Origin of the sequence: Achromobacter sp. ACM05 (assembly GCF_019218915.1) — a bacterium.
GTDB classification, from domain to species: Bacteria; Pseudomonadota; Gammaproteobacteria; order Burkholderiales; family Burkholderiaceae_B; genus Achromobacter; species Achromobacter animicus.
Genome location: NZ_JAHUWQ010000001.1, coordinates 156,175 through 178,617, shown reverse-complemented (window position 1 = coordinate 178,617; position 22,443 = coordinate 156,175). Strand labels below are relative to the sequence as shown.

The following is a 22,443-nucleotide window of genomic DNA, read 5'->3' as shown; positions in this document are numbered from 1 at the left end:
CAGCGGGGGCGGTCGGCGTGCTTGGCATTTTTGCGCAGTTCCTTTCGGGCTCGGAGCATCTTGCGGTGCCCGTCTCCGTTCGGCCGCGCGGGCGGCCTCCGGAGACTTACGCGGCGTCTTGCGGCGTGGTGATGACGCTTCGCGAGTAGGTAGCGTTTGGGTGTCAGACACCAGTGGACTCGTAAGACTAAATCGGGTGTCAGACACCATGAAGCACTCCGGCCGCCATTCATCGTCACTTGAACTCACGTGCCCGATGGGCGGCGCGAACCGGTCGGCAGGCTGTGGCGAACCGTCGCCGCGCCGCCCATCACGGCCCTCCCCACGGTGATGCTGGAGCTTTAGAACCCCACTCCCCGCAAGCGCGCAAGCGACTACCTCCACGACGACCCACAACGCGTATGCCGATCGTGGCCGCCCGCGCGGCCGCGACTCGGCGGGCCCCGCAAGACTCGTCCCTGACCACTGCTCTAGCAGCGCCCCGAATCATGCACACCGCAGCTCCTCGGTGCGGGCGACAGGGGGCCGAGCGCCGTCGATGCGCCCGAGGGAATCTGAAGGGAGCCGAAGGCGGACGAAGATGACGACGGGGCAGTCCGGAGCGGAGGCTCCGGACCGCAATCGTGGGCGCTCGGCCCCCTGTTGCCCGTGCCGAGGGGCGGGAGAAGAACGCAGCAACCGCCAACCCAGAACCAACGGTCAAAGCGGCCTCAACGACACCCCGTACGCTCCTCTGCACCCACACCTATACCCCGCCTCTACACCCGACCTCCAATCGTCCCCATTTCCCCTCCCCTCCAGCATCACTAAATACTTTCCCTCATTTGCACACCCACCACTTCCGATATATATTTCAAGCCTAAACTATCCAGACCTAAATATCTGCGGCTTCCGCTCCAGCACCACAGAGCGACTGTCGCGTACTTGGAGCGTATACGGCAATGAAGATAGTCTGCATCGGCGGTGGTCCCGCCGGCCTGTATTTCGGTCTGCTCATGAAACTGCAGAACCCCGCCAACGAAGTCACCGTCATCGAACGCAATCGTCCGTATGACACTTTTGGCTGGGGCGTGGTCTTCTCCGACGCCACCATGCAGAATTTGCGTGAGGCCGATCCCGTATCGGCGCAGACCATTGGCGATGCGTTCAACCATTGGGATGACATCGACATCCATTTCAAGGGACGCAGCATCCGCAGCAGCGGCCACGGCTTCATCGGCATTGGGCGCAAGAAGCTCCTGAACATCCTGCAGGCGCGTTGCGAAGACGTGGGCGTGAAGCTCGTGTTCGAGAACTTCGTCCAGGACGACCAGGCCATCGCCCGCGAGTACGACGCCGATCTGGTCATTGCCTCGGACGGCATCAACAGCCAGATTCGCACCCGGTACGCCGATACATTCCATCCCGACATCGACCAGCGCCGCTGCCGCTTCGTGTGGCTGGGCACCAAGAAGGTCTTCGATGCCTTTACCTTTGCGTTCGTGCAGACCGAGCACGGCTGGTTCCAGGCGCATGCTTACCGGTACGAGGACGGCATGTCGACGTTTATCGTCGAGACGCCGGAGGAAACCTGGCAGGCTGCGGGCATCGAGCAGATGAGCCAGGAAGAGGGCATCGCCTATTGCGAGAAGCTGTTTGCGCCCTGGCTGGACGGCAATCCGCTGATCAGCAATGCGTCGCATCTGCGTGGTTCGGCGATCTGGATCCGTTTCCCGCGCGTCATCTGCAATACGTGGGTCCACTGGAACAAGCTGGACACCGCCCGTGGCGAGCGCCGCGTGCCGGTCGTGCTGATGGGCGATGCCGCGCACACGGCGCACTTTTCCATCGGGTCGGGCACGAAGCTGGCGCTGGAAGACGCTATCGAGCTGGCGCGTTGCCTGAGCGGCGCGGAAGGCAGCGTCGAGGCCGGACTGCATCATTACGAGGAAGTGCGCAGCGTCGAGGTGCTGAAGATTCAGAACGCCGCGCGCAACTCCACCGAATGGTTTGAGAACGTCGAGCGCTACGCCGACCTGGAGCCCGAGCAGTTCGCGTATTCGTTGCTGACCCGTTCGCAGCGCATTTCGCACGAGAACCTGCGCCTGCGCGATCCGGCGTGGCTGGAAGGCTTTGAGCGCTGGATCGCGGAACGCGCCGGCGCGGCCACGCCGGAGGGCCGGCGCCCGGCGATTCCGATGCTGACGCCTTATCAGGTGCGCGGCGTGCGGCTGAAGAATCGCATCCTGGTGTCGCCGATGGCCATGTATTCGTGCACGGACGGCGTGCCGGGGGATTTCCATCTGGTTCACCTGGGCGCGCGCGCCATGGGTGGCGCCGGCTTGGTGATGGTGGAAATGACCTGCGTGTCGCCGGATGGCCGCATCACGCCGGGGTGCCCGGGGCTGTGGAACGACGAGCAGCAGCAGGCGTTTGCCCGCATCGTGAACTTTGTGCACGGCAACAGCGATGCGCGCATCGGCATGCAGTTGGGTCATGCGGGCCGCAAGGGGTCGACGCAGCTCGGCTGGCAGAAGATCGATCATCCGCTGGCAGAGGGCAATTGGCCGCTGGTGTCGGCATCGGCCCTGCCGTACATCGAAGGCGTGTCGCAGACGCCGCGCGCCATGACGCGCGCGGATATGGACGAAGTGCGCGACAACTTCGTGGCGGCGGCGCGCCGCGCGGCGGCTGCGGGCTTCGACTGGCTGGAGCTGCACTGCGCGCACGGCTATCTGTTGTCCAGCTTTATTTCGCCGCTGACCAATCGGCGTGAGGATGAATACGGCGGCAGTCTGGAGAACCGGCTGCGCTTTCCGCTGGAGGTGTTCCATGCGGTGCGGGCGGTGTGGCCCGAGGACAAGCCGATGTCGGTGCGGATCTCGGCCAGCGATTGGGTGGAAGGCGGCATCACCGCGGACGATGCCGTCGAGATCGCGCGTCACTTCAAGGCGGCGGGCGCCGACATGATCGATTGCTCGTCCGGTCAGGTCAGCAAGGAAGAAAAGCCGGTGTACGGCCGCATGTTCCAGACGCCGTTTGCTGATCGCGTCCGCAACGAAGCCGGCATCCCCACGATTGCGGTGGGCGCCATTTTCGAGGCCGACCACGCCAACGGCATCATCGCCTCGGGCCGTGCGGACCTGTGCGCGCTGGCACGTCCCCATTTGGCTGACGCCTCCTGGACGCTGCGCGAAGCGGCGCGCGTGGGCTATGTTGATGTGTCGTGGCCTAGCCAGTATTTCGCCGGCAAGCGCCAGCTTGAGACCAACTTCGAACGCGCCGCCGCGCTGGCGCAACTGGATATCAAATGAACGCACAATCGCTACCGCTCGCCGGGCGTCACGCCCTGGTGACGGGGGGCGCGCGCGGCATCGGCCTGGCCGCCGCCCGGGCGCTGCTTCAGCGCGGCGCCCGCGTCACGCTGCTGGGCCGCGATGGTGGCGCGCTGGAGGCCGCGACCAACGAGCTGGCCCGGCTGGGTCAGGTGCAGGCGGTCAGCGCGGACATTGCCGACGAAGCCTCGGTGCGCGCGGCCTTCGCGCAGGCCGAAGCGGAGTTTGGCCCGGCGCTGATCCTGGTGAACAACGCGGGGCAGGCGGTCAGCCAGCGTTTTGACCGCACGGACGCCGCGCTGTGGAACCAGATGCTGGCCGTCAACCTGACGGGCACCTTCCATTGCATCCAGGCGGCGTTGCCGGGGATGCTGCAGGAAAAGTGGGGCCGTGTGATCAACGTGGCCAGCACCGCAGGGCTGATCGGCTATGGGTATGTAAGCGCCTACTGCGCTGCAAAGCACGGCGTGATCGGGCTGACCCGGTCGCTGGCGCTGGAAACGGCGCAGAAGGGCGTGACGGTCAACGCAGTCTGCCCGGGCTATACCGAGACCGACATCGTGCGCGGCGCCGTCGCCAACATTGTCGAGAAGACCGGCATGACGCCGGAAGCCGCCCGCCTGAAACTGGCGGAGCGCAACCCGCAGGGCCGCCTGGTGCAGCCCGAGGAAGTGGCCGAGACGGTCGCGTGGCTGGCGCTGCCGGCCTCCGCTTCGATCAACGGCCAGGCGATCGCCGTCGACGGCGGCGAAGTGATGACCGGCTGAGGCCGGCGTTCCATCCACCCAGCATTCATGAACGGAGACACCATGAGCACCCAGCCCGAAGAGCACACCATGAAGCATCACAAGCGTCCCATCGCCGGCTACCAGGCGAAGACGTTCCTGTGGCAGGTGTCGGACGACGGCAAGGTCGGCACCATTACGCTGAACCGTCCCGAGCGCAAGAATCCGCTGACGTTTGATTCGTACGCGGAACTGCGCGATTTCTTCCGGTCGCTGGTGTATGCCACCGACATCAAGGTGGTGGTGGTGACGGGCGCGGGCGGCAATTTCTGCTCGGGCGGCGACGTGCACGAGATCATCGGCCCGCTCACGAAGATGAGCATGCCGGAACTGCTGGATTTCACGCGCATGACGGGTGATCTGGTCAAGGCCATGCGCGCTTGCCCGCAACCCATCGTGGCGGCCGTGGACGGCGTGTGCGCGGGCGCGGGGGCGATGGTGGCGCTGGCGTCGGATATGCGCTTGGGCACGCCCGCCGCGCGGACCGCGTTCCTCTTTACCCGCGTGGGGCTGGCGGGGGCCGACATGGGCGCGTGCACGTTGCTGCCGCGCATGATCGGTCAGGGCCGTGCTTCGGAACTGCTGTACACCGGCCGCGCGATGACGGCCGACGAGGGCGCGAGCTGGGGGTTTTTCAATGCGCTGCACGAGTCCGGCAAGCTGCTGGAAGCGGCGCAGACGCTGGCGGCCCAACTGGCCGCAGGTCCGACCTTCGCACACGGCGTGACCAAGAAGCTGCTGCACCAGGAATGGAACATGGGTGTGGACGAAGCCATCGAGGCCGAAGCCGAGGCGCAGGCCATCTGCATGCAGACGCGCGATTTCCATCGCGCCTACGAGGCCTTCGTGGCCAAGCAGAAGCCCGTCTTTGAGGGGAACTGATGATGCGCGACGCAAGCTGGCTGGACTGGCCCTTTTTCGACGACGCGCATCGCAAGCTGGCGCATGACGTGGACGCCTGGTGCGAGCAGTCGCTGGGCGACGTGGACCATCACGACGCAGATGCGGCATGCAAGAAGCTGGTCAAGGCCATGGGCCAGGCCGGGTGGCTGCGTTACGCGGTGGCAGGCGGCCCGGGCGGGGCTTGGGGCGGCGCGCTGCCGGAGGTGGACTCCCGCGCGGTATGCATCCTGCGCGAGACGTTTGCCCGGCATGAAGGATTGGCGGACTTTGCGTTTGCGATGCAGGGCCTGGGCAGCGGCGCGATTTCGCTGATGGGCTCGGATGCGCTGCGCCAGCATTACCTGCCGCGCGTGGCGCGCGGCGAGGCGATTGCGGCCTTTGCGCTGTCGGAGCCCGATGCGGGCTCGGACGTGGCGGCGCTGGCCTGCGAGGCGAAGCTGGACGGCGATCACTATGTGCTGAATGGCGCCAAGACGTGGATTTCGAACGGCGGTATTGCGGACTTCTATGTGGTGTTCGCGCGCACAGGCGAAGCGCCGGGCGCGCGGGGCATCAGCGCGTTCGTGGTGGATGCAGACACGCCGGGGTTCGAGGTGGCCGAGCGCATCGACCTGATCGCGCCGCATCCGCTGGCGACCATTACGTTCGACAACTGCCGCATCCCGGTGACGCACCGGTTGGGCGACGCGGGGCAAGGTTTCAAGCTGGCCATGATGACGCTGGACATCTTCCGCGCGTCGGTGGCGGCAGCGGCGCTGGGGTTTGCGCGCCGGGCGCTGGATGAGGGATTGGCGCGCGCCAAGTCGCGCCGCATGTTCGGCCAGACGCTGGCCGACCTGCAACTGACGCAAGCCGCGTTGGGCGACATGGCAACCGCCATCGACGCCTCGGCGCTGCTGACGTACCGCGCCGCGTGGATGCGCGACGTGCAGAAGCTACGCACCACGCGCGAAGCGGCGATGGCCAAGATGACGGCGACGGAGTCGGCGCAGACGGTGATCGACCGGGCGCTGCAGATGTTCGGCGGCGCTGGCGTGGTGTCGGGGATGCCGGTGGAGAAGCTTTACAGGGAAATCAGAGCGCTGCGTATCTACGAAGGCGCCACGGAAGTGCAGAAGTTGATCATCGCCCGTGAATTGCTGAAGGCATAAAGGGCCATCGAGCGCCTGCTTTTTGCAACGTAAACCGCATCGCACAGCCAAGGGGAATTTTCATGGAAGTATCCGCCCACATCGACACCTTTGCCCGGGACAACCTGCCCCCGGGCGAACAATGGCCTGAGTTCCTGCTGGACGGCCCCGACGTGGCCTATCCAAAGCGTTTCAATTGCGCAGTGGAATTGGTGGACGCGATGGTCGGCCAAGGCCACGGCGATCGCGTGGCGCTACGCTGGCGCCAGGACGGCAAGCCGGCAACGATGACCTACGGCGAACTGGCCGCGCTGACGAACCGCATCGCGCGCGTGCTGACCGAGGACATGAAGCTGGTGCCGGGTAACCGCCTGCTGCTGCGCGGCCCGAACAATCCGATGATGGCGGCCTCGTGGCTGGCGGCGATCAAGGCGGGGCTGGTGACGGTGCCGACGATGCCGCTGCTGCGTTCGAAGGAACTGAAGCAGATCATCGAGAAGGCGCAGATCCAGGCGGTGCTGTGCGACGTGCGCCTGAAGGACGAGGCGCAGTTCTGCGCGCAGCCGGATCACGAGAACCACTGCCCGGGTCTGGCGCAGGTGATGTACTTCAACGATTCGGCGGCCGATGCCCTGGACGCGCTGGCGGCCGGCAAGCCTGACACGTTCGAGGCGTGCGATACGGCGGCGGACGATGTGTGCCTGATCGCGTTCACCAGCGGCACGACGGGCTCGCCGAAGGGCTGCATGCATTTTCATCGCGATGTGCTGGCGATGTGCGACCTTTTCCCGAAGCATGTGATCAAGCCGGGGCCGGACGACATTTTCTGCGGCACGCCGCCGCTGGCGTTCACGTTCGGGTTGGGCGGGTTGTTGTGCTTCCCGCTGCGAGTGGGCGCGAGCACGGTGCTGGCCGAGAAGCTGTCGCCGGAAAGCCTCTTGGAACTGATCCAGGAGTTCCGCGCGACGATCGTGTTCACGGCCCCGACCTTCTACCGCCAGATGGCGGCGCTGGTGGGCAAGTTCGATCTGTCGTCGCTGAAGAAGAGCGTGTCGGCGGGCGAAGCGCTGCCGGATGCGACGCGTCAGCTCTGGAAGGACGCAACGGGGATCGAGATGATCGACGGCATCGGCGGCACGGAGATGATCCACGTGTTCGTGTCGAGCCCGCCGGAGTCGGTGCGCCGTGGTGCGATCGGCCGCGTGGTGCCGGGGTACGTGGCGCAGATCGTTGACGATGAGATGAAGCCGGTGCCGAACGGGACGGTGGGCCGGTTGGCGATCAAGGGGCCGACGGGCTGCCGCTATCTGGCGGATGAGCGCCAGCGCCGGTTCGTGCAAGACGGCTGGAATCTGCCGGGCGATACGTTCGTGCAAGATGACGACGGCTATCTGTTCTACCAAGCGCGCAACGACGACATGATCGTGTCGGCGGGCTACAACATCGCGGGTCCGGAAGTCGAGGACGCGCTGCTGCGCCATGAGGCGGTGGCGGAGTGCGGGGTGGTGGGCGCGATGGACGACGAGCGCGGTCAGGTGGTGAAGGCGTTTGTGGTGCTGAAGCCGGGGTTTGCGCCAAGCGCGGAGCTGGTGACGGCGATGCAGACATTCGTGAAGGCGAATATTGCGCCCTACAAATATCCGCGCGCGATCGAGTTCGTGGATACGTTGCCGCGGACCGAGACGGGCAAGTTGCAGCGGTTTGCGCTGCGCAAGATGGCATAGGCATTGCAGGCATCAAGGAAACATCATGGCAGCACCCATCACGACGGCTCCTTTCGTGAGCCAGGTAGAAGTCCGATTCCGCCATTGCGACCCGGCGGGGATCGTGTTCTATCCGCGCTATTTCGAGATGATCAATGATTTCGTCGAGGAGTGGTTCGACAAGGGAATGGGGTTGCCGTTTCATGCGCTGCATGTGGAGCGGCACATCGGTACGCCGATGGCGTCGGTGACGTGCGATTTCAGCGCGCCGAGCCGGTGGCACGAGAAACTGCGGCAGACGCTGTCGGTGCAGCGCATTGGCGGTGCATCGTTCAAGGCGCTGGTGCGGTTTGAAGGGCCGGACGGGCAGTTGCGGCTGTCGGCGACGCTGACGATCGTGACGGTGGATCTGCGGACGATGAAGTCGATGCCGCTGCCTGCGGATCTGCGGGAACGCATGCAGCATTTTCTGGCAACCGCGGCATAAGCGGGCGCCACCCTGTGGTTTGTTTATTTGATCAATAGGATGAGACGTTATGAAGATTCTGCAACCGCCGGATTGGATGGCGCCCCGGGGCTATTCGAATGGTGTGCTGACCGAGATGCAGGTGGGCAGCAAGATCGTGTTTGTGGGCGGACAGGTGGGATGGAACGGGCAGCAGCAGTTCGAGTCTGATGACTTTGCGGACCAGGTGCGTCAAGCGCTGCTGAACATCGTGCAGATTCTTGCCGAGGGTGGGGCGAAGCCTGAGCATATCGTGCGGATGACTTGGTATGTGACGGACAGGAAGGAGTACGTTGCGGCGTATCCGGGCATTGGTAAACACTACCGTGAGTTGATTGGCCGGCATTTTCCGGCGATGACGGCGGTGGAGGTTGCCGCTCTGGTGGAGGATCGCGCGAAGGTTGAAATTGAAGTGACTGCGGTGGTGCCTGCGCAGTAGGGGTTTATTCGGTTTGACGGTGTATCGAAGGTTCGCCGCATTTGCTTCCCGGCCGGCACCGGGGGGCGAGGGCGGCGGGCCTTCGGTGCTTGTGGGGCGGATTTTCTTGTGAGCATGCCGCTGAAGTCAGGTGTCTGACACCCGCATGAGAAAGTTGTCATTGCGCGGCGGTATTCGCCGGGTGTCTGACACCGTGCGCAGTGCGTTGGGCTGTTAGCTCGAGGTCTGACACTGGCCGATGGTGCGTCGGTCGCGGTTTTTAAGACGCCCGGCGCGTCGTCGGTCTGGGGCGCGCGGGGCTACGATTGCGGTCCGGAGCCTTCGCTCCGGACTGCCCCTTCGTCATCTTCGTTGTCGCCTTCGGCGACTGCCTTCAGATTCCCTCGGGCGCATCTACACGCCCCGCGCGCCCCAGACCGCCGCCACGCCGGGCTCGGGAGGTTTCAGCTTGTCGGGCGGCGGGGGGGATTGAGTTCTTGAGGTTCTTGGCTGCGGTTGCTCGGGCATGAAGCGTCTTGCGGTGCCCGCCCCACGTCGGCCGCGCGGGCGGCCTGGTGGGGCTTACGCAGCGTCTCGCGTCCACGGGCCTGCGCTGCGCGCTTGCGGCGCGCCTAGGGCTGATTCCGGTGTCGGACGCCTATCGCAGGCACGTAGGACAGATTCCGGTGTCAGACACCTCCATAAGCGCTTAAGACAGATTCCGGTGTCATACACCGCAGTCCGGGATCAGCTGCCCGCGCGTCGCGTCTCTTTCGGCAGTTCCCCGAACCGTTCCCGGTAATACTCCGAGAATCTCCCCAGATGCCCAAACCCCACGCTCAGCGCCACCTCCGTGACGCTCGCATCCGGCTGCGCCTTCAGCCGGCTCCTCGCCGCGTCCAGCCGAAACGCGCGTAGCGCATTCATCGGCGTCGTATTCCGGTGTTCCTGAAAAAGCCGGGTCAGCGCGGTGGCACTGGCACCAGCGTGGCGCGCGATGGTGTTCAGCGTCAGAGGAGCCCCCAGGCGTTCTCGCATGAAGGCCTCGGCGACGCTCAGGCGGCGCGGGACCGTGTTGGGTTGGCCCGCGTGGTTTTGCCAAGTATTGGGCTGGTTGTAGAGCAAATGCAAAACCAGCGTGTCTTCCAGGTGCTCCAGCCACGCCGCGGGCGGGCGGCGGGCGCCGTCATCCAAGGTGGGCAGCAAGTGGATCAGGCTGCCCATCATGCTGCGCCAGGCGGCGCCGATGGGGGTGTCCAGGCGCAGGGCGGGGCTGAAGTCCAGGGGGCGGGTGGCGGCTTCGCCGAAGGCGCGTTGGCCCATGGCTTCCAGTTTGCCTCTTGGGATCTTTAGCAGCAGTTGTTCGCAGCCGGCTTCCCAGTGCAGCCGCAGGCGGCGGTTGGGGGCGATGACGGCGGCGCAGTCGGGGTCGGCGTTGACGCCTTCGTCGCCGCATTCGATGCGGGCGCGGCCGCGTAGGGGGACCTGCACCAGCATGAAGTCCTGGAGGCGGTCGGGTTCGATGTGGACTTCGGCGCCGTAGCGCAACGTACAGACCGTCAGCGAGCCGAATCGGCCGCGGTTCAGTTCGGCGTCGACGCGGCCGCCTTTCCAGGTGAGGCGGTGGTCCTTGAGGGCTTCGGACACGCGGGCGCGGGTCTCATCCTGTTGCGTGGAGCTGAAGACGCGCCGTTTCAGCAAGGGCGCCAGCTCTAGTCGGGACCAGCCGTGCATGGAAGCCTCCGGGACGGGACCGATCCCGTATCTGCGGGCAGCGTAATGGAATCGCGCGTCATTGGGAATTAAGTGAATCCCGGATAAGCCTGGCGGAATTCGGATAGAGCGGGGGTGGGCGCGGGCCTAATCTTGCCGGGAGGCGCGTGCACGGTGGGCGGGCCTGTTGGAATGGAGGCGCCGCGGCGCGTAAGCTGGGCGACTTGGATCGGCGGCATGCGTGTACCGACGGCAGACGGGTTCTGTCAGCTTTCCGCCAGCGTGGCTGGCGGCGAATACGGGGTGGCACATGAATCGAAATGGATGGAGCCGGCGCGCGCTGGCAGCATTGGTTTGCATGGGCGCTGCGGTGGGCGCGCCGGGTGTGGCGTCGGCGGCCGACAAGGTGAAGGTGGGGCTGCTGACGACGCTGTCGGGGCCGGGCGCGGCGCTGGGCAATGAAATCCGGGACGGCTTCAATCTGGCGCTGCAGCATACGGGCGGCAAGCTGGGCGGATTGGCGGCGGAAGTGGTGGTGGCCGATGACCAGCAGAAGGCGGATACCGGGCGTCAGGCGGTGGAACGTCTTCTTAAGCGTGATCGCGTGAACGTGATGACGGGCATCGTGTTTTCGAATGTGCTGCTGCCTGTGATGCCGGCGATTCTGCAGTCGGACACGATTTATCTCAGCACCAATACGGGCCCGGAAAACTATGCGGGCGCGGGCTGTAATCCGAATTTCTTTGCGGTGGCCTGGCAGAACGAGGACATTCCGGCGGCGATGGGCAAGTACGCGGCCGATCAGGGGTACAAGCGCGTGGCGTTGATCGCGCCGGATTACCCGGGCGGGCGCGAGTCGCTGAACGGCTTCAAGCGTCTGTACAAGGGTGGCGTGGCCGAGGAGATCTACACGCAGCTCGGCCAGCTGGACTATGGCGTGGAGATCACGCAGCTGCGCGCCAGCAAGCCGGATGCGGTGTTTTTCTTTTTGCCGGGCGGCATGGGCGTGAATTTCATCAAGCAGTTCAACGGCGCGGGGCTGTCGAAGGACATCGCGCTGCTGGCGCCGGGATTTTCCGGGGATGAAGACACGATCGCGGCAGTGGGCGCGCCGATCAAGGGCCTGCGCAATACGGCGCAATGGGCGGCCGAACTCGACAACCCGGCCAACCGCAAGTTCGTCGAGGATTTCAAGAAGACCTACAACCGCAGCCCGTCGCTGTATGCGTCGCAGGGTTATGACGCGGCGATGCTGCTGGACAGCGCGGTGCGCCAGACGGGCGGCAAGCTGGATGCCGAGGCGCTGCGTCCGGCGTTGCGGCGTGCGGACTTCAAGTCGGTGCGTGGCGATTTCAAGTTCAACCGCAATCAGTACCCGGTGCAGAACTATTACCTGCGCGTGGTCGAGGCGGACGCCAGCGGCAAGCTGTCGAACAAGCTGTCGGGCACGGTGCTGACGCAATACCAGGATCCCTTCGCCGCCGCGTGCCAGATGAAGTAGGCCGCCGCAGCTTTGCAATACAGGAGATACGCATGACTGAACGCATTACGACGCGCGAGGTGACGATCGCCTCGCACGATGGCAAGTCCTTCGGCGCCTATCTGGCGGTCCCGGCCTCGGGCCGCGGCCCGGGTCTGGTGTTGTGCCAGGAGATCTTTGGCGTCAACGATTTCATGCGGCGCAGCGCGCAACTGCTGGCCGAGGAAGGCTATGTGGTGCTGGTGCCGGATCTGTTCTGGCGTCAGCAGCCGGGCATCCAGCTGACGGACGGGCCGGCGGACATGCCGCGCGCGTTCGAGCTGTACAAGGGCTTTGACGTGGATCTGGGCATCAAGGACATTGCGTCGACGCTGGCGGTGCTGCGCGAGCTGCCCGAACAGGAAGGCGGCGCTGGCGTGCTGGGCTATTGCCTGGGCGGCAAGCTGGCTTATCTGGCGGCGTGCCGCACGGACGCGGATGTGGCGGTGGGATATTACGGCGTGGGCATCGAGGACAGCCTTGAGGAAGCCGGCAATCTGCGTGGCCGCCTGGTGCTGCACATTGCCGAGCAGGATGGGTTCTGTCCGCCCGAGGCTCGCAAGCGCATCCTGGAAGCGCTGGGCGGCAAGCCGGGCGTGGAGCTGTACGTGTATCCCGGCGTGGACCATGCGTTTGCACGCACGGGCGGCGATCACTACGACAAGCCGTCGGCGTTGATGGCGCACCAACGCAGCATGGCGGCGCTGCAGCGCACGATCGGGCCGGAGTTCGACTACTCGTATCTGTGGGACAAGCACTGCGAATATGAATTCGGCACGCGCGACGTGGCGGCGACGATGGCGACGATGGTGGCCGAGCCCTACGTCAACCACATCCCGACGATGACGGGCGGCGTGGGCTACAAGGAGCTGTCGCGCTTCTATCAGCATCATTTCGTGAACAGCAACCCGCCGGACACGCGGCTGGTGCCGCTGTCGCGCACGGTGGGCGCGACGCAGATCGTGGACGAACTGCTGTTCTGCTTTACCCACACGACCGAGATCGACTGGATGCTGCCCGGCGTCGCGCCGACGGGCAAATATGTGGAGATCCCGCTGGTGGCCATCGTGAAGTTCCGCGGCGACAAGCTTTATCACGAGCACATCTATTGGGATCAGGCGAGCGTGCTGGTGCAGGTGGGCCTGCTGGATCCGGCCGGCCTGCCCACCGCTGGCCGCGAGACGGCGGCCAAGCTGCTGGACGAAACCCTGCCTTCCAACACGCTGATGGCGCGCTGGAAAGACAGCGCGAACAAGTAGGGAGACGACATGCCATATACCGACGAACAACTGGCGGGGCTGGTGCGCGGCGACAGCGTGCACCGGGCCCTGTACACCGATCCGGCGATCTTCGACCTTGAGATGCAGCGCATCTACGGCCGCGCGTGGATCTACGTGGGCCACGAAAGCCAGGTGCCCAAGACGGGCGACTATCACACGACGCGCCTGGGCGATCAGGACGTGCTGATGGTGCGCGCGGCCGATGGGCGCGTGCACGTGCTGTACAACCGCTGCCCGCACAAGGGCGCGAAGGTGGTGGCCGACGGCGAAGGCTGTGCGGGCAAGTTTTTCCGTTGCCCGTACCACGCGTGGACGTTCAAGCTGGACGGCAGCCATCTGGGGGTGCCGCTCAAGCAAGGGCTGGAAGGCACGTCGTACGATCCCACGGATCCGTCCTTCTCGATGCGGCGGCTGCCGCGCGTCGAAAGCTACCGCGGCTTCGTGTTCGCGAGCCAATCCGCTGAAGGGCAGCCGCTTGTGGATTTTCTAGGCGGCGTGCGCTCGTCCATCGACAACCTGTGCGACCGTTCGCCGGTGGGCGAGGTGGAAGTCGCGGGCGGCATCTTCCGCGTGATGCAGCGGTCGAACTGGAAGGTGTTCTACGAGAACCTGCACGACACGATGCACGCGCGCGTGACGCATGAATCGTCGTATGCCGCGGCGCGCGACGAGGCCAAGGAAATGGGCGAGATGCCGCTCGAGCTGCACATCATGGACGGCAACGGCGAGCCCTACGAGTTCTGGGAGAAGCTGGAGCTGCGCGCCTACGACAACGGCCACGGCTACATGGAAGGCATCTTCAATCCGGGCGCTGCCGAACGCGATCCGGTGTCGCGCGCGCACTTCGAGTCGCTGACCGGCGCTTATGGCGAGCAACGCGCTCGCGAGATCCTGGGGATGAACCGCCACAACACGGTGATCTACGGCAGCGGCTCGCCTCACACGGTGTTCCAGCAGTTCCGCGTGATCCGTCCGGTGGCGGTGGATCGCACCTTGATCGAGATCCAGACGTTTCGCTGCAAGGGCGCGCCGGAGGGCGTGTTCAAGCGCGCGATGCTGTACGCCAACGTCATCAATTCGCCGTCGTCCAACGTGATGCCGGACGACATCGAGCTCTACAACCGCTGCCAGGAAGGCAACGCGACGCGGGGCGGCGACTGGGTCAGCATGCACCGCTATCACGGCACGGACCGCGTCGAGCCCGACGGCATGGTGTCCGTGAACGGCACCAGCGAATTGCCCATGCGCAATCAGTTCCGCGCGTGGAAGGCTTACATGGAGGCGGGCGCCGGGACCAGCGCGGACGCCACGGCCAAGGGAGACGGCGCATGCTGCTAGATCTGGATTTCGACGTCGGCACCGCGAATCTTGCGCCGGCCGACGTGCCCGCCGACGCCTACCATCGCATCGCGCAGTTCCTGTACCGCGAGGCGCGGTTGCTGGACGAACGGCGCTATGACGAGTGGCAGGCGTTGTGGACCGAGGACGGCATGTACTGGATGCCGCGCAAGCATGGCCAGGAAAGTCCGTACGACTTCATCTCGATCTTCTGGGAAGACCGCATGCTGCGCGACGTGCGCATCCGGCGCCTGGAGCATCCGCGCAACTGGTCGCAGCAACCGCCGACGCGCAGTGTGCGGCTGGTGGGCGGCGTGCAGGTCGAGGGTGTGGATGCGGCCGGCAACCTGGTGGTGCACTCGGTCTTTCAGATGACCGAATGGCGCAAGCGGCAGCCGCGCCAGCTTGCAGGCCGTTATACGCACAAGCTGGCCGCCGAGGGCGGTGGCTGGCGCATCCGGATGAAGCGCGTGGACCTCGTGAACTGCGACGATGCGCACGACGCGTTCGAGGTGTTTGTGTGATGAACGCGGACGTGGCGGTGCTGGCGTTGCACTATCAGAACGATGTGCTGCATCCGGATGGCAAGATCCGCGTCGGGCTGGATGCCGACAGCGGAGCGCGCCAGCGCCTGCTGGACAACGCTGCGGCATTGCTCGAGGGCGCGCGGTCGCACGCGCTGCCCATCGTGCACGTGCGCATCGCGTTTCGTCCTGACTACGCAGACCTGCTGCCCAATTGCGAGATCTTCCGCAACGTGGCCACGATCGGCGCGGTGCCGGAAGGGCAGTGGGGCAGCGCGTTCTACGATGGCCTGCATCCGCTGGCGGGCAGCGCGCGCGAGTTCGTCGTCAAGCACACGCGCATCAGCGCGTTCTACGGCACGCCGCTTGAGGAAACCCTACGGCTGCTGGGCGCGCGGCGGCTGGTAGTGGCGGGCGTGGCGACGCATTCGGTGGTTGAGGGCACGGTGCGCCATGCCGCGGATATCGGCTTCTCGGTGATGGTGGCCGAAGATGCCTGCGCATCGGCCGATCCGGCGGTGCACGAGGCGTCGCTGGCCAGCATGCGGCTGATCGCGCAGACGGGCTCGGTGCACGACGCGGTACGCTGGGCCGCCGCGCCAAACTGACAAGGAATACACATGGATTTTTCAGGCTTTCCCGGCCTGGCGGGCAAGACCGCCATCGTGACCGGCAGTACGCAAGGCCTGGGCGCGGATATCGCGCGCGGCCTGGCGGAGGCGGGCGCCAATGTCGTGCTGGTCGGCCGCAACGCCGAGGCAGGCGAGGCGCTGGCCAAGGCGTTGGGCGAACGCGCGCTGTTCTGCGAAACCGATATCGGTGAGGACGCCCAGATCCAGGCCTGCATCGACGCCGCGCTGGCGCGCTTTGGCCGGCTGGATTTCCTGGTCAACAACGCCTGCCAGTACGCGGACCGCGGGCTGGCATCGTCGCGGGAGGAATGGCATCGGACGCTGGACACGAACCTCGTGTCGGCGGCGATCTTCACGCAGCTGGCGGCTGCGCATCTGCCCCGCGGCGGTGTTGTCGTGAATCTGGGCAGCACGGGCGGCAAGTTCGGCGCGGCCGGACGCGCGCTGTATCCGGCGTCCAAGGCGGCGCTGCTGCAGATCACGAAGAATTTCGCGGTGGAATTGGCGCCGGCCGGTGTGCGTGTGCTGGCCGTGTCGCCGGCGTGGACTTGGTCGCCGTCGGTGGAACAGCTGTCGGGCGGATCGCGCCAGGCAGCCGATGCGGTGGGCGCGCATTTTCATCCGCTGGGCCGCGTGGGTTCCGGCGAGGAGATCGCGGCTGCTGTGTGTTTTGCGTGCTCCGACGCGGCATCGTGGATGACGGGCGTCGACATTCCCGTGGACGGCGGCTTCTCGATCCTGGGCCCGGACCGCGGCATCTCGCCGCGCGTGTGGTTCAAGGAATTGATGCCGGACGACGGCGCCTGAGAGGGGCGCCTGAGAGGGCCGCCTGAGAGGGTGTCAGACACCCGACTTAGTCCTAAGCCGGTCGGAGGGGAAGCCGCAGGGGGGGGGCAGCCCCCCGATTGGGTGCTATGTCCGTTCCGCACGAGGGCTGCGCGGCCGCCAACGCCCTCGCGCGCCCATCAGCGAATCACGATCTCGCCTTCTTCCAGGCCAGCCTTGCCGCCCACCTGGTCTTCCAGGAACTCCTGCATCTTGTTGCCCAGCTGAATCTTGGTGCCGCTACAGAACCGCCGCGTGGCGGCGATGGTGGCGTTCTGCTGGGGCAGCAGGTCGCGGGCCAGTTGCGCTTCCTCGGTTTCCAGCCCGGCCAGGTCGCCGATGAGCTTGGTGTGCGTGTTGCGCGCGCGTTCGACCACGTCGCCCGTGGCCCGTTGCGGGTTCGCCTGCAGGAACATCAGCAGTTGTTCCAGCTTGGCCTTTTCCTCGTTCATCTTCAGGCGCTTGCGCGTGAGCGCCGAGCGTTTGATGTCTGCGTGCGGGTCCAGGCCTGCCTGCACCAGCGTCGGAATGCCTGCGGGCGAGCCGATGGTGCCGGCGCGCACCGCCAGCAGCGCGCGGGTCTCGCCGCCCGTGATGGCGCTTTGCTGCGTGTTGGGCGGGCCGACGTTCACGCTGCCGCCGGCGGCGATGCTGCACTGGCGGATTTCACGTTCGACGTCGATGTCCTGGCCCGCGCTGATGACGGCGTTCTCGATAAACTTGGCCCGCAGCGTGCCGCCGCAGACGATGTGCGCGGTGCGCGGCGTTCCCGAGGCGTCGTGCACGGTTTCGGCCATGCCGATGATGCCGCCCTTGACGGTGACGCTGCCGCCGGCCTCGACCAGCGCGGCTTCGATGGTGCCGTTGACGACCACGTCACCGGTCACGCGCACTTCCATGGTGGCGGCGATGTCGCCGCGCACCTGCAGGGAGCCTTCGAAGTTGATGTTGCCGGTGGACAGGTTGACGGCGTCCACCTCCACCATGGGGTTGACCTGCACGCCGTGGGTGATGAGCGTCGGCGTGCCGGAAATGGCCGCGCGAAGCAGCAGCGGATCTTCCGGATCGATCTCGACGCCGGACAGTTCCTTGGAAAACGGGGTGTCCGGCAACTCGTCGGGCAGCACGGCCTCGCCCAGCACGTTGGTGCCGTCCACGCCAGGCAGCGGCGGAAAGCGGCGCATGAGCGGCGTGCCGGGCGACACAAGCAGCAGGCTGCCGAGATCGCGGTAATCCACCTGGGCCAATTCGTCGATGTCCTCGGCGCGAGGCTTCAGGCGGTCCAGCAGGCTTTCAAAGCGGGTGGGCGTGCCGCGCGTGGGCGGCGTGCCCTGCGCGGCCAGGATGGTCTCGGCGCGTCCCAACGCCACGGCCTCGGCCAGCGCGCCGTCCAGCACGCCATGCACGATGCCCTGATCCGCCAGGGCCTGGCGCACCGCGTCCAGCGTGATGGGCTTGCCGCCCTTGGGCGGGTGCAGCGTCAGCGTTGCCGCCATGAGGGTGGCGTTCAGCTCGATGTCGAAGCTGCCGTCCACGACCTTGCCGACGGGGCTCTGGACGGGCTCGGCGGCCGTGCGGCACAGGTCGATGAAGGCGACGATGGCGTGGTTGTCCAGCGCATCGGGGCCCCAGCCTTGCGCGGCCGCGGCAGCGACCAGCACGTCCCACGTCGGAAGGTCGGTGTTGACCGGCGGGGCGTCGGCTTCGTCGGCAACCGCAACGTCGGCATCCTCGTCGGCGGTCTGGGCATCGGTCTGGGAGGCGGACGGTGAACCGGCCGGTGCATCGGCAGGGTCGCCGCCTTCCGCTTTCGCTGTGCCGGGTGCGCCGTCCGCGACGGCGGATTCGGGACGAGGTGGCGGCGTATACACCGCCGTCAGGACGTTGGTGTCGGCATCCAGTATCAACTGGAGCAAGTTTTCTGCGCCCATTTCACCCTCTCTCCGATTCCGGCACGAGCGGCCGGTTCAATCATTTGGTAATTGAACGAAATATTACGTCATATTCTTTGCCGGCACGATCTTTACCGGCGGTAACAGCCAAAATTTATCGGCCGCATGGCCTAGTCGCGTCCCCGATTTTCCCTGGGAAACGTGCGCGCCATCGCGATCTAGATCATCGGCAGGAAAGACAGGACCGGGATGGCGCAAGCAGCATAAGGGCTCGCCAACGCGTCTCAGGACGCCGCCGGAGCCCCGTCCCATGTCCCAACCACCTTCCTCCATTCTTTCGGCCACGCGCGCCATCCTGGCGCGCGCCGGCGGGATGGCGGCGCTGGCGACGGGTGCTCTGGCGCTGGCGGCCGCCGCGCCCGTGCAGGCCGCCGACACCTACCGCTACAAGGATCCGTTCGGCGTCTGGCGCACGATGAAGGTGCCAACCGGCACCGGTAAATACTACAAGCGCGCGCAAGCAAGAACCGCGCTCCGCGGCGGCGCCGAGAAATTGTGCCTGACCTGTGAGCCGGAAGCCGGTGACGGCGCCCGCCGCGTGACACGCGCGCCCGCCGAACCGGCGTTGCGCTGGAGCACCGTCAAACCCACGACCAAGCACGACAACCTGATCGCCCGCGCTGCATTGGATTCGGGAGTCGACCAGGCGTTGCTGACGGCCGTCATCGCCATTGAATCGGGCTTTCGCAGCGATGCCCGCTCGCCCAAGGGCGCGCTGGGCCTGATGCAATTGATGCCGGCCACGGCGGCGCCGTTGCTGTCGGTGGATGACGTGGAACGCGCGCTGGTGGATCCGGCGACCAATGTGCAGGCCGGATCGCGCCACCTGCGCCGGCTGATCGACCGGTATCCGGGCCGCCTGGATCTTGCGCTGGCCGCGTACAACGCGGGCGAGGGCGCGGTGCGCAAGTACGATGCAGTGCCGCCGTACGCGGAAACCCAGGCCTATGTGAAGAATGTGACGGCGCTGTACGAGCAGTACAAGGCGCCGTGAAGCAAGCGGGCGCGAAGCCCGCTCGGTCAACCGCTTAAAGCCCTGCGAAGACCTTGTCCGCGATATCCAGCGTGGCCTGGATGACGGTGTCGTCGTGCGTGGCCGACACGAAGCCCGCTTCGAAGGCGGACGGCGCGAAGTGCACGCCGTTGTCCAGCATGGCATGGAAGAAGCGGTTGAATGCCGCCGTGTCGCAGGCCGAGACCTGCGCGAACGAGGCCGGGATGCTGTCGCTGAAGTAGATGCCGAACATGCCGCCCACCGAGTCCGCCGAGAAGGGCAGGCCGGCCTTGCGCGCGCGTTCCTGCAAGCCTTGCGCCAGCTTGGCGGTCTGCGCCGACAGATTCTCGTAGAAGCCCGGCGCGCCGATCAGTCGCAGCGTGGCCAGACCCGCTGCCACGGCCACCGGATTGCCGGACAGCGTGCCGGCCTGGTAGACGCCGCCCAGCGGGGCGATGTGCTTCATGACTTCGGCGCTGCCGCCGAAGGCGCCCACCGGCATGCCGCCGCCGATCACCTTGGCCAGCGTGGTGATGTCGGGCTTGACGCCCGTCAGGCCCTGCACGCCTTGCGGTCCCACGCGAAAGCCCGTCATGACTTCGTCGAAAATCAGCAGCGCGCCGTGCTGCGTGCAGACCTCGCGCAGACCTTCCAGGAAGCCGGGCGCCGGCTTGATGAGGTTCATGTTGCCGGCGACCGGCTCCACGATGATGCAGGCGATGTCGGCGCCGTGCTGCGCAAAGGCTTCGCGCACGGCATCCAGATTGTTGTATTCCAGGGTCAGCGTGTGCGACACGAACTCAGGCGGCACGCCTGCCGAGCTGGGATTGCCGAAGGTCAGCAGCCCCGATCCGGCCTTGACCAGCAGGCTGTCCGAATGGCCGTGATAGCAGCCCTCGAACTTCACGATCTTGGCGCGGCCGGTGGCGCCGCGCGCCAGGCGGATCGCCGTCATGGTGGCTTCGGTGCCCGAGCTGACCAGTCGCACCTGCTCCAGCGACGGCAGGCGCGAGATCAGCACTTCGGCCAGCTCGATTTCCGCTTCAGTCGGCGCGCCGAACGACAGGCCGTTGACGGCCGCTTCCTGAACCGCGCGCACCACTTCCGGGTGCGAGTGGCCCAGAATGGCCGGGCCCCACGAACCGACGTAGTCGATGTACTGCTTGTCTTCCGCATCCCACACGTACGGGCCTTGCGCGCGCTTGATAAAGCGCGGCGTGCCGCCCACAGAGCGGAAAGCGCGAACGGGCGAGTTGACGCCACCGGGAATGCTGCGGCAGGCGCGGTCGAAGAGCTGAGCGTTACTGGACATGGCGATCAAGGCTTACGGTAGGAGTTGGCGGAATAGGGCGCGGAGCAGGCCACGGCGGCGGCCCGGACGCTGGGCGCCTCGAACAGCGCCGTGATGACGGCGATGGCGTCGGCGCCGGCCTGGGCCACGAGCGGCGCATTGGCGGGCGTGATGCCCCCGATGGCGACCACCGCGGGCCGGGGCGCGTCGCGCTCGTCGGCAAGGCGGCGGGCTTCGGTCAGGACGGACAGCGGCGCGCGCACCGTGTCGGGTTTGACGGTGGACGCGAACATGGCGCCGAACGCGATGTAGTCTGCGCCCGCGTCGAGCAATTCACGTGCCCGCGTCAGGTCGTCGTAGCTGGAGCCGCCCAGGATCAAATCGGGGCCGGCTTCGCGGCGGATGTGCGCCAGGCTTTCGTCGTCGCGCCCCACGTGCGCGCCGTCTGCGCCGACGTCCAGCGCCAGGCGCCAGTCGTCATTGATGAGAAACACCACACCCAGTTCGCGGCACAGCGGCGCCAGGGCGCGGGCCTGCGCGGCGCGCACGGCGTCAGGCACGTTCTTGCGGCGCAACTGCAGCGAACGCATGCCGCCCGCGGCCGCGTCACGCACGGCCTTCAGCAGGCGGTCGGTGTCGTCCCATTCAGGCGTCACGCCATACAGGCCGGTGGGAAAACGCAGCGATTTCATTGGGGCAGGATCCGATTGGGAATGCGCCGGCCCATGCCCGGCAGGAAGCTGGCGGCCACGGCGGCGTCGGCGTGGACCAGACCCTGGCGCACGGCCTCCGGCATTTCCAGGCCCTGCGCCAGCATGGCGGTGATTGCGGTGGCGGCCAGGCCGCCGGCATCGCCGTTGCGGTCCGGGGGCGCCTGCCAGGGCCACGTATGGGTCTGGCCGCCGGGTCCGAGCAGTACGTTGGCGAAGTGGCCGGGGCGTTGGGGGCTGCCCAGCACCAGGACCCACGCCGCGCCGGCCGCCACGAGGGCGTGCATGGGCGTAGGTGCGTCCCCGATATCGATGTCGCCGTCGGCGTGCCACTGGGCGAGGCGCAGGTGTTCAATGACCAGCAGGTCGGTCTGCGGCAGCACCAGTTCGAGGGTCGCGGCCAGCAGGTCGTCGGCTTCGTCCTCGTCGGCGGCATTGGCGGGCACCTGCGCGCGCTGGCCCAGGTGCAGCACCAGCGGGACCTGGCTGTAGTCGGCGGCAACCTGCGCCGCCACGCTTGCCGTTTCCGCGGTGTATAGTCCGCCCACCTTGATGGCCTGAACCGACATGTCTTCGAGCAGGCAACGCGCCTGGTCGTCCAGCAGATCGGGGGAAACGGGGTGGATTTCTTCGATGCCGGCGGTGTCCTGCACGGTCAGCGCGGTTACGGCCGCCAGGCCATGACAGCCCAGACGGGCGCAGGTGACGGCATCCGCGGGCAAACCGTCTGATCCCGAGGGATCGAGCGGGCCGAAGACCAAAACGAGAGGGGGAGTAACGGGGGCCACGTGACAGTGCTTGATTGAGGGCGCCCCGGCTCATTTGGCATGAATCAGGGGAACCCCTATTGGGTTTCGGTAAGATTGTCCCCATTCTAATGGAAGCCCCTCACCTTTGCCCCACCGCG

General features: G+C 66.3%; 19 protein-coding genes. 14 read left to right on the top strand and 5 right to left on the bottom strand.

Annotated elements, in window-relative coordinates; translation table 11 throughout:
• The first annotated feature begins 941 nt into the window (after positions 1 to 941).
• The 7 genes from KW836_RS00850 (at position 942) to KW836_RS00820 (ending at position 8,779) form a co-directional block, all read left to right on the top strand.
• The gene (locus tag KW836_RS00850) at positions 942 to 3,293 is read left to right on the top strand and encodes a bifunctional salicylyl-CoA 5-hydroxylase/oxidoreductase (protein ID WP_218342210.1); all 2,352 of its coding nucleotides are present in this window, start codon (positions 942 to 944) and stop codon (positions 3,291 to 3,293) included.
• Entirely contained in the window at positions 3,290 to 4,081 is a 792-nt protein-coding gene (locus KW836_RS00845) for an SDR family NAD(P)-dependent oxidoreductase (protein WP_218342209.1), read from the top strand. The genes KW836_RS00850 and KW836_RS00845 overlap by 4 nt, the downstream gene beginning before the upstream one ends.
• 42 nt (positions 4,082 to 4,123) lie before the next feature.
• Positions 4,124 to 4,981, top strand: a complete 858-nt coding sequence (locus KW836_RS00840) for an enoyl-CoA hydratase family protein (RefSeq protein ID WP_175125936.1) — start codon at positions 4,124 to 4,126, stop codon at positions 4,979 to 4,981.
• A 2-nt stretch (positions 4,982 to 4,983) separates the two neighbouring features.
• Entirely contained in the window at positions 4,984 to 6,153 is a 1,170-nt protein-coding gene (locus tag KW836_RS00835; protein WP_191578247.1) for an acyl-CoA dehydrogenase family protein, read from the top strand.
• A gap of 62 nt (positions 6,154 to 6,215) precedes the next feature.
• Positions 6,216 to 7,856, top strand: a complete 1,641-nt coding sequence (locus KW836_RS00830; RefSeq protein WP_218342208.1) for an AMP-binding protein — start codon at positions 6,216 to 6,218, stop codon at positions 7,854 to 7,856.
• A 25-nt stretch (positions 7,857 to 7,881) separates the two neighbouring features.
• Positions 7,882 to 8,322 carry a thioesterase family protein gene (locus KW836_RS00825; protein ID WP_191578240.1) on the top strand — a complete coding sequence of 147 codons (441 nt, stop codon included), beginning with the start codon at positions 7,882 to 7,884 and terminating at the stop codon, positions 8,320 to 8,322.
• Positions 8,323 to 8,371: 49 nt separating this feature from the next.
• The gene (locus KW836_RS00820) at positions 8,372 to 8,779 is read left to right on the top strand and encodes a RidA family protein (protein WP_175125933.1); all 408 of its coding nucleotides are present in this window, start codon (positions 8,372 to 8,374) and stop codon (positions 8,777 to 8,779) included.
• 726 nt (positions 8,780 to 9,505) lie between these two features.
• On the opposite strand, the gene KW836_RS00815 is transcribed toward KW836_RS00820, so the two are convergent.
• Positions 9,506 to 10,492 carry an AraC family transcriptional regulator gene (locus KW836_RS00815; RefSeq protein ID WP_218342207.1) on the bottom strand — a complete coding sequence of 329 codons (987 nt, stop codon included), beginning with the start codon at positions 10,490 to 10,492 and terminating at the stop codon, positions 9,506 to 9,508.
• A 289-nt stretch (positions 10,493 to 10,781) separates the two neighbouring features.
• On the opposite strand from KW836_RS00815, the gene KW836_RS00810 reads away from it, so the two are divergent.
• Genes KW836_RS00810 through KW836_RS00785 form a run of 6 tightly spaced genes read left to right on the top strand, consistent with a single transcriptional unit; the run spans position 10,782 to position 16,571 of the window.
• A complete protein-coding gene (locus tag KW836_RS00810) occupies positions 10,782 to 11,972 on the top strand; it encodes an ABC transporter substrate-binding protein (protein ID WP_175125931.1) in 1,191 nt (396 codons plus the stop codon).
• A 32-nt stretch (positions 11,973 to 12,004) separates the two neighbouring features.
• Positions 12,005 to 13,249, top strand: coding sequence for a dienelactone hydrolase family protein (locus KW836_RS00805; RefSeq protein ID WP_175139630.1), 1,245 nt, complete (start codon positions 12,005 to 12,007; stop codon positions 13,247 to 13,249).
• A 9-nt stretch (positions 13,250 to 13,258) separates the two neighbouring features.
• On the top strand, positions 13,259 to 14,608 hold the full coding sequence (locus KW836_RS00800; protein WP_175139629.1) for an aromatic ring-hydroxylating dioxygenase subunit alpha: 1,350 nt from the start codon (positions 13,259 to 13,261) through the stop codon (positions 14,606 to 14,608).
• The gene (locus KW836_RS00795) at positions 14,599 to 15,132 is read left to right on the top strand and encodes an aromatic-ring-hydroxylating dioxygenase subunit beta (RefSeq protein ID WP_218342206.1); all 534 of its coding nucleotides are present in this window, start codon (positions 14,599 to 14,601) and stop codon (positions 15,130 to 15,132) included. The genes KW836_RS00800 and KW836_RS00795 overlap by 10 nt, the downstream gene beginning before the upstream one ends.
• The gene (locus KW836_RS00790) at positions 15,132 to 15,740 is read left to right on the top strand and encodes a cysteine hydrolase family protein (protein ID WP_175139627.1); all 609 of its coding nucleotides are present in this window, start codon (positions 15,132 to 15,134) and stop codon (positions 15,738 to 15,740) included. The genes KW836_RS00795 and KW836_RS00790 overlap by 1 nt, the downstream gene beginning before the upstream one ends.
• A 12-nt stretch (positions 15,741 to 15,752) precedes the next feature.
• On the top strand, positions 15,753 to 16,571 hold the full coding sequence (locus KW836_RS00785; RefSeq protein ID WP_218342205.1) for an SDR family oxidoreductase: 819 nt from the start codon (positions 15,753 to 15,755) through the stop codon (positions 16,569 to 16,571).
• A gap of 158 nt (positions 16,572 to 16,729) precedes the next feature.
• On the opposite strand, the gene KW836_RS00780 is transcribed toward KW836_RS00785, so the two are convergent.
• Entirely contained in the window at positions 16,730 to 18,520 is a 1,791-nt protein-coding gene (locus KW836_RS00780) for a FapA family protein (protein WP_218342204.1), read from the bottom strand.
• Positions 18,521 to 18,791: 271 nt separating this feature from the next.
• Between KW836_RS00780 and KW836_RS00775 the strand changes: the two genes are divergently transcribed.
• Positions 18,792 to 19,535 carry a lytic transglycosylase domain-containing protein gene (locus tag KW836_RS00775; protein ID WP_175139624.1) on the top strand — a complete coding sequence of 248 codons (744 nt, stop codon included), beginning with the start codon at positions 18,792 to 18,794 and terminating at the stop codon, positions 19,533 to 19,535.
• A gap of 34 nt (positions 19,536 to 19,569) precedes the next feature.
• On the opposite strand, the gene hemL is transcribed toward KW836_RS00775, so the two are convergent.
• From hemL to KW836_RS00760, 3 genes are read right to left on the bottom strand one after another with little or no spacing between them, the layout of a single operon-like run.
• Positions 19,570 to 20,847, bottom strand: a complete 1,278-nt coding sequence (gene hemL / locus KW836_RS00770; RefSeq protein WP_191578232.1) for a glutamate-1-semialdehyde 2,1-aminomutase — start codon at positions 20,845 to 20,847, stop codon at positions 19,570 to 19,572.
• A gap of 5 nt (positions 20,848 to 20,852) precedes the next feature.
• On the bottom strand, positions 20,853 to 21,518 hold the full coding sequence (thiE, locus tag KW836_RS00765) for a thiamine phosphate synthase (RefSeq protein WP_218342203.1): 666 nt from the start codon (positions 21,516 to 21,518) through the stop codon (positions 20,853 to 20,855).
• Positions 21,515 to 22,339, bottom strand: coding sequence for a hydroxymethylpyrimidine/phosphomethylpyrimidine kinase (locus KW836_RS00760; RefSeq protein WP_349677776.1), 825 nt, complete (start codon positions 22,337 to 22,339; stop codon positions 21,515 to 21,517). The genes thiE and KW836_RS00760 overlap by 4 nt, the downstream gene beginning before the upstream one ends.
• Positions 22,340 to 22,443 lie beyond the last annotated feature (104 nt).

What these genes read in the sequence shown, in the direction of transcription:
- KW836_RS00845 (WP_218342209.1), top strand. Translation starts at nt 3,290, where the DNA reads ATGAACGCACAATCGCTACCGCTCGCCGGGCGTCACGCCCTGGTGACG.
- KW836_RS00775 (WP_175139624.1), top strand. Translation starts at nt 18,792, where the DNA reads ATGTCCCAACCACCTTCCTCCATTCTTTCGGCCACGCGCGCCATCCTG.
- KW836_RS00800 (WP_175139629.1), top strand. Translation starts at nt 13,259, where the DNA reads ATGCCATATACCGACGAACAACTGGCGGGGCTGGTGCGCGGCGACAGC.
- hemL (WP_191578232.1), bottom strand. Translation starts at nt 20,847, where the DNA reads ATGTCCAGTAACGCTCAGCTCTTCGACCGCGCCTGCCGCAGCATTCCC.
- KW836_RS00850 (WP_218342210.1), top strand. Translation starts at nt 942, where the DNA reads ATGAAGATAGTCTGCATCGGCGGTGGTCCCGCCGGCCTGTATTTCGGT.
- KW836_RS00825 (WP_191578240.1), top strand. Translation starts at nt 7,882, where the DNA reads ATGGCAGCACCCATCACGACGGCTCCTTTCGTGAGCCAGGTAGAAGTC.
- KW836_RS00795 (WP_218342206.1), top strand. Translation starts at nt 14,599, where the DNA reads ATGCTGCTAGATCTGGATTTCGACGTCGGCACCGCGAATCTTGCGCCG.
- KW836_RS00805 (WP_175139630.1), top strand. Translation starts at nt 12,005, where the DNA reads ATGACTGAACGCATTACGACGCGCGAGGTGACGATCGCCTCGCACGAT.
- KW836_RS00820 (WP_175125933.1), top strand. Translation starts at nt 8,372, where the DNA reads ATGAAGATTCTGCAACCGCCGGATTGGATGGCGCCCCGGGGCTATTCG.
- thiE (WP_218342203.1), bottom strand. Translation starts at nt 21,518, where the DNA reads ATGAAATCGCTGCGTTTTCCCACCGGCCTGTATGGCGTGACGCCTGAA.
- KW836_RS00840 (WP_175125936.1), top strand. Translation starts at nt 4,124, where the DNA reads ATGAGCACCCAGCCCGAAGAGCACACCATGAAGCATCACAAGCGTCCC.
- KW836_RS00790 (WP_175139627.1), top strand. Translation starts at nt 15,132, where the DNA reads ATGAACGCGGACGTGGCGGTGCTGGCGTTGCACTATCAGAACGATGTG.
- KW836_RS00810 (WP_175125931.1), top strand. Translation starts at nt 10,782, where the DNA reads ATGAATCGAAATGGATGGAGCCGGCGCGCGCTGGCAGCATTGGTTTGC.
- KW836_RS00815 (WP_218342207.1), bottom strand. Translation starts at nt 10,492, where the DNA reads ATGCACGGCTGGTCCCGACTAGAGCTGGCGCCCTTGCTGAAACGGCGC.
- KW836_RS00780 (WP_218342204.1), bottom strand. Translation starts at nt 18,520, where the DNA reads ATGGGCGCAGAAAACTTGCTCCAGTTGATACTGGATGCCGACACCAAC.
- KW836_RS00830 (WP_218342208.1), top strand. Translation starts at nt 6,216, where the DNA reads ATGGAAGTATCCGCCCACATCGACACCTTTGCCCGGGACAACCTGCCC.
- KW836_RS00835 (WP_191578247.1), top strand. Translation starts at nt 4,984, where the DNA reads ATGCGCGACGCAAGCTGGCTGGACTGGCCCTTTTTCGACGACGCGCAT.
- KW836_RS00785 (WP_218342205.1), top strand. Translation starts at nt 15,753, where the DNA reads ATGGATTTTTCAGGCTTTCCCGGCCTGGCGGGCAAGACCGCCATCGTG.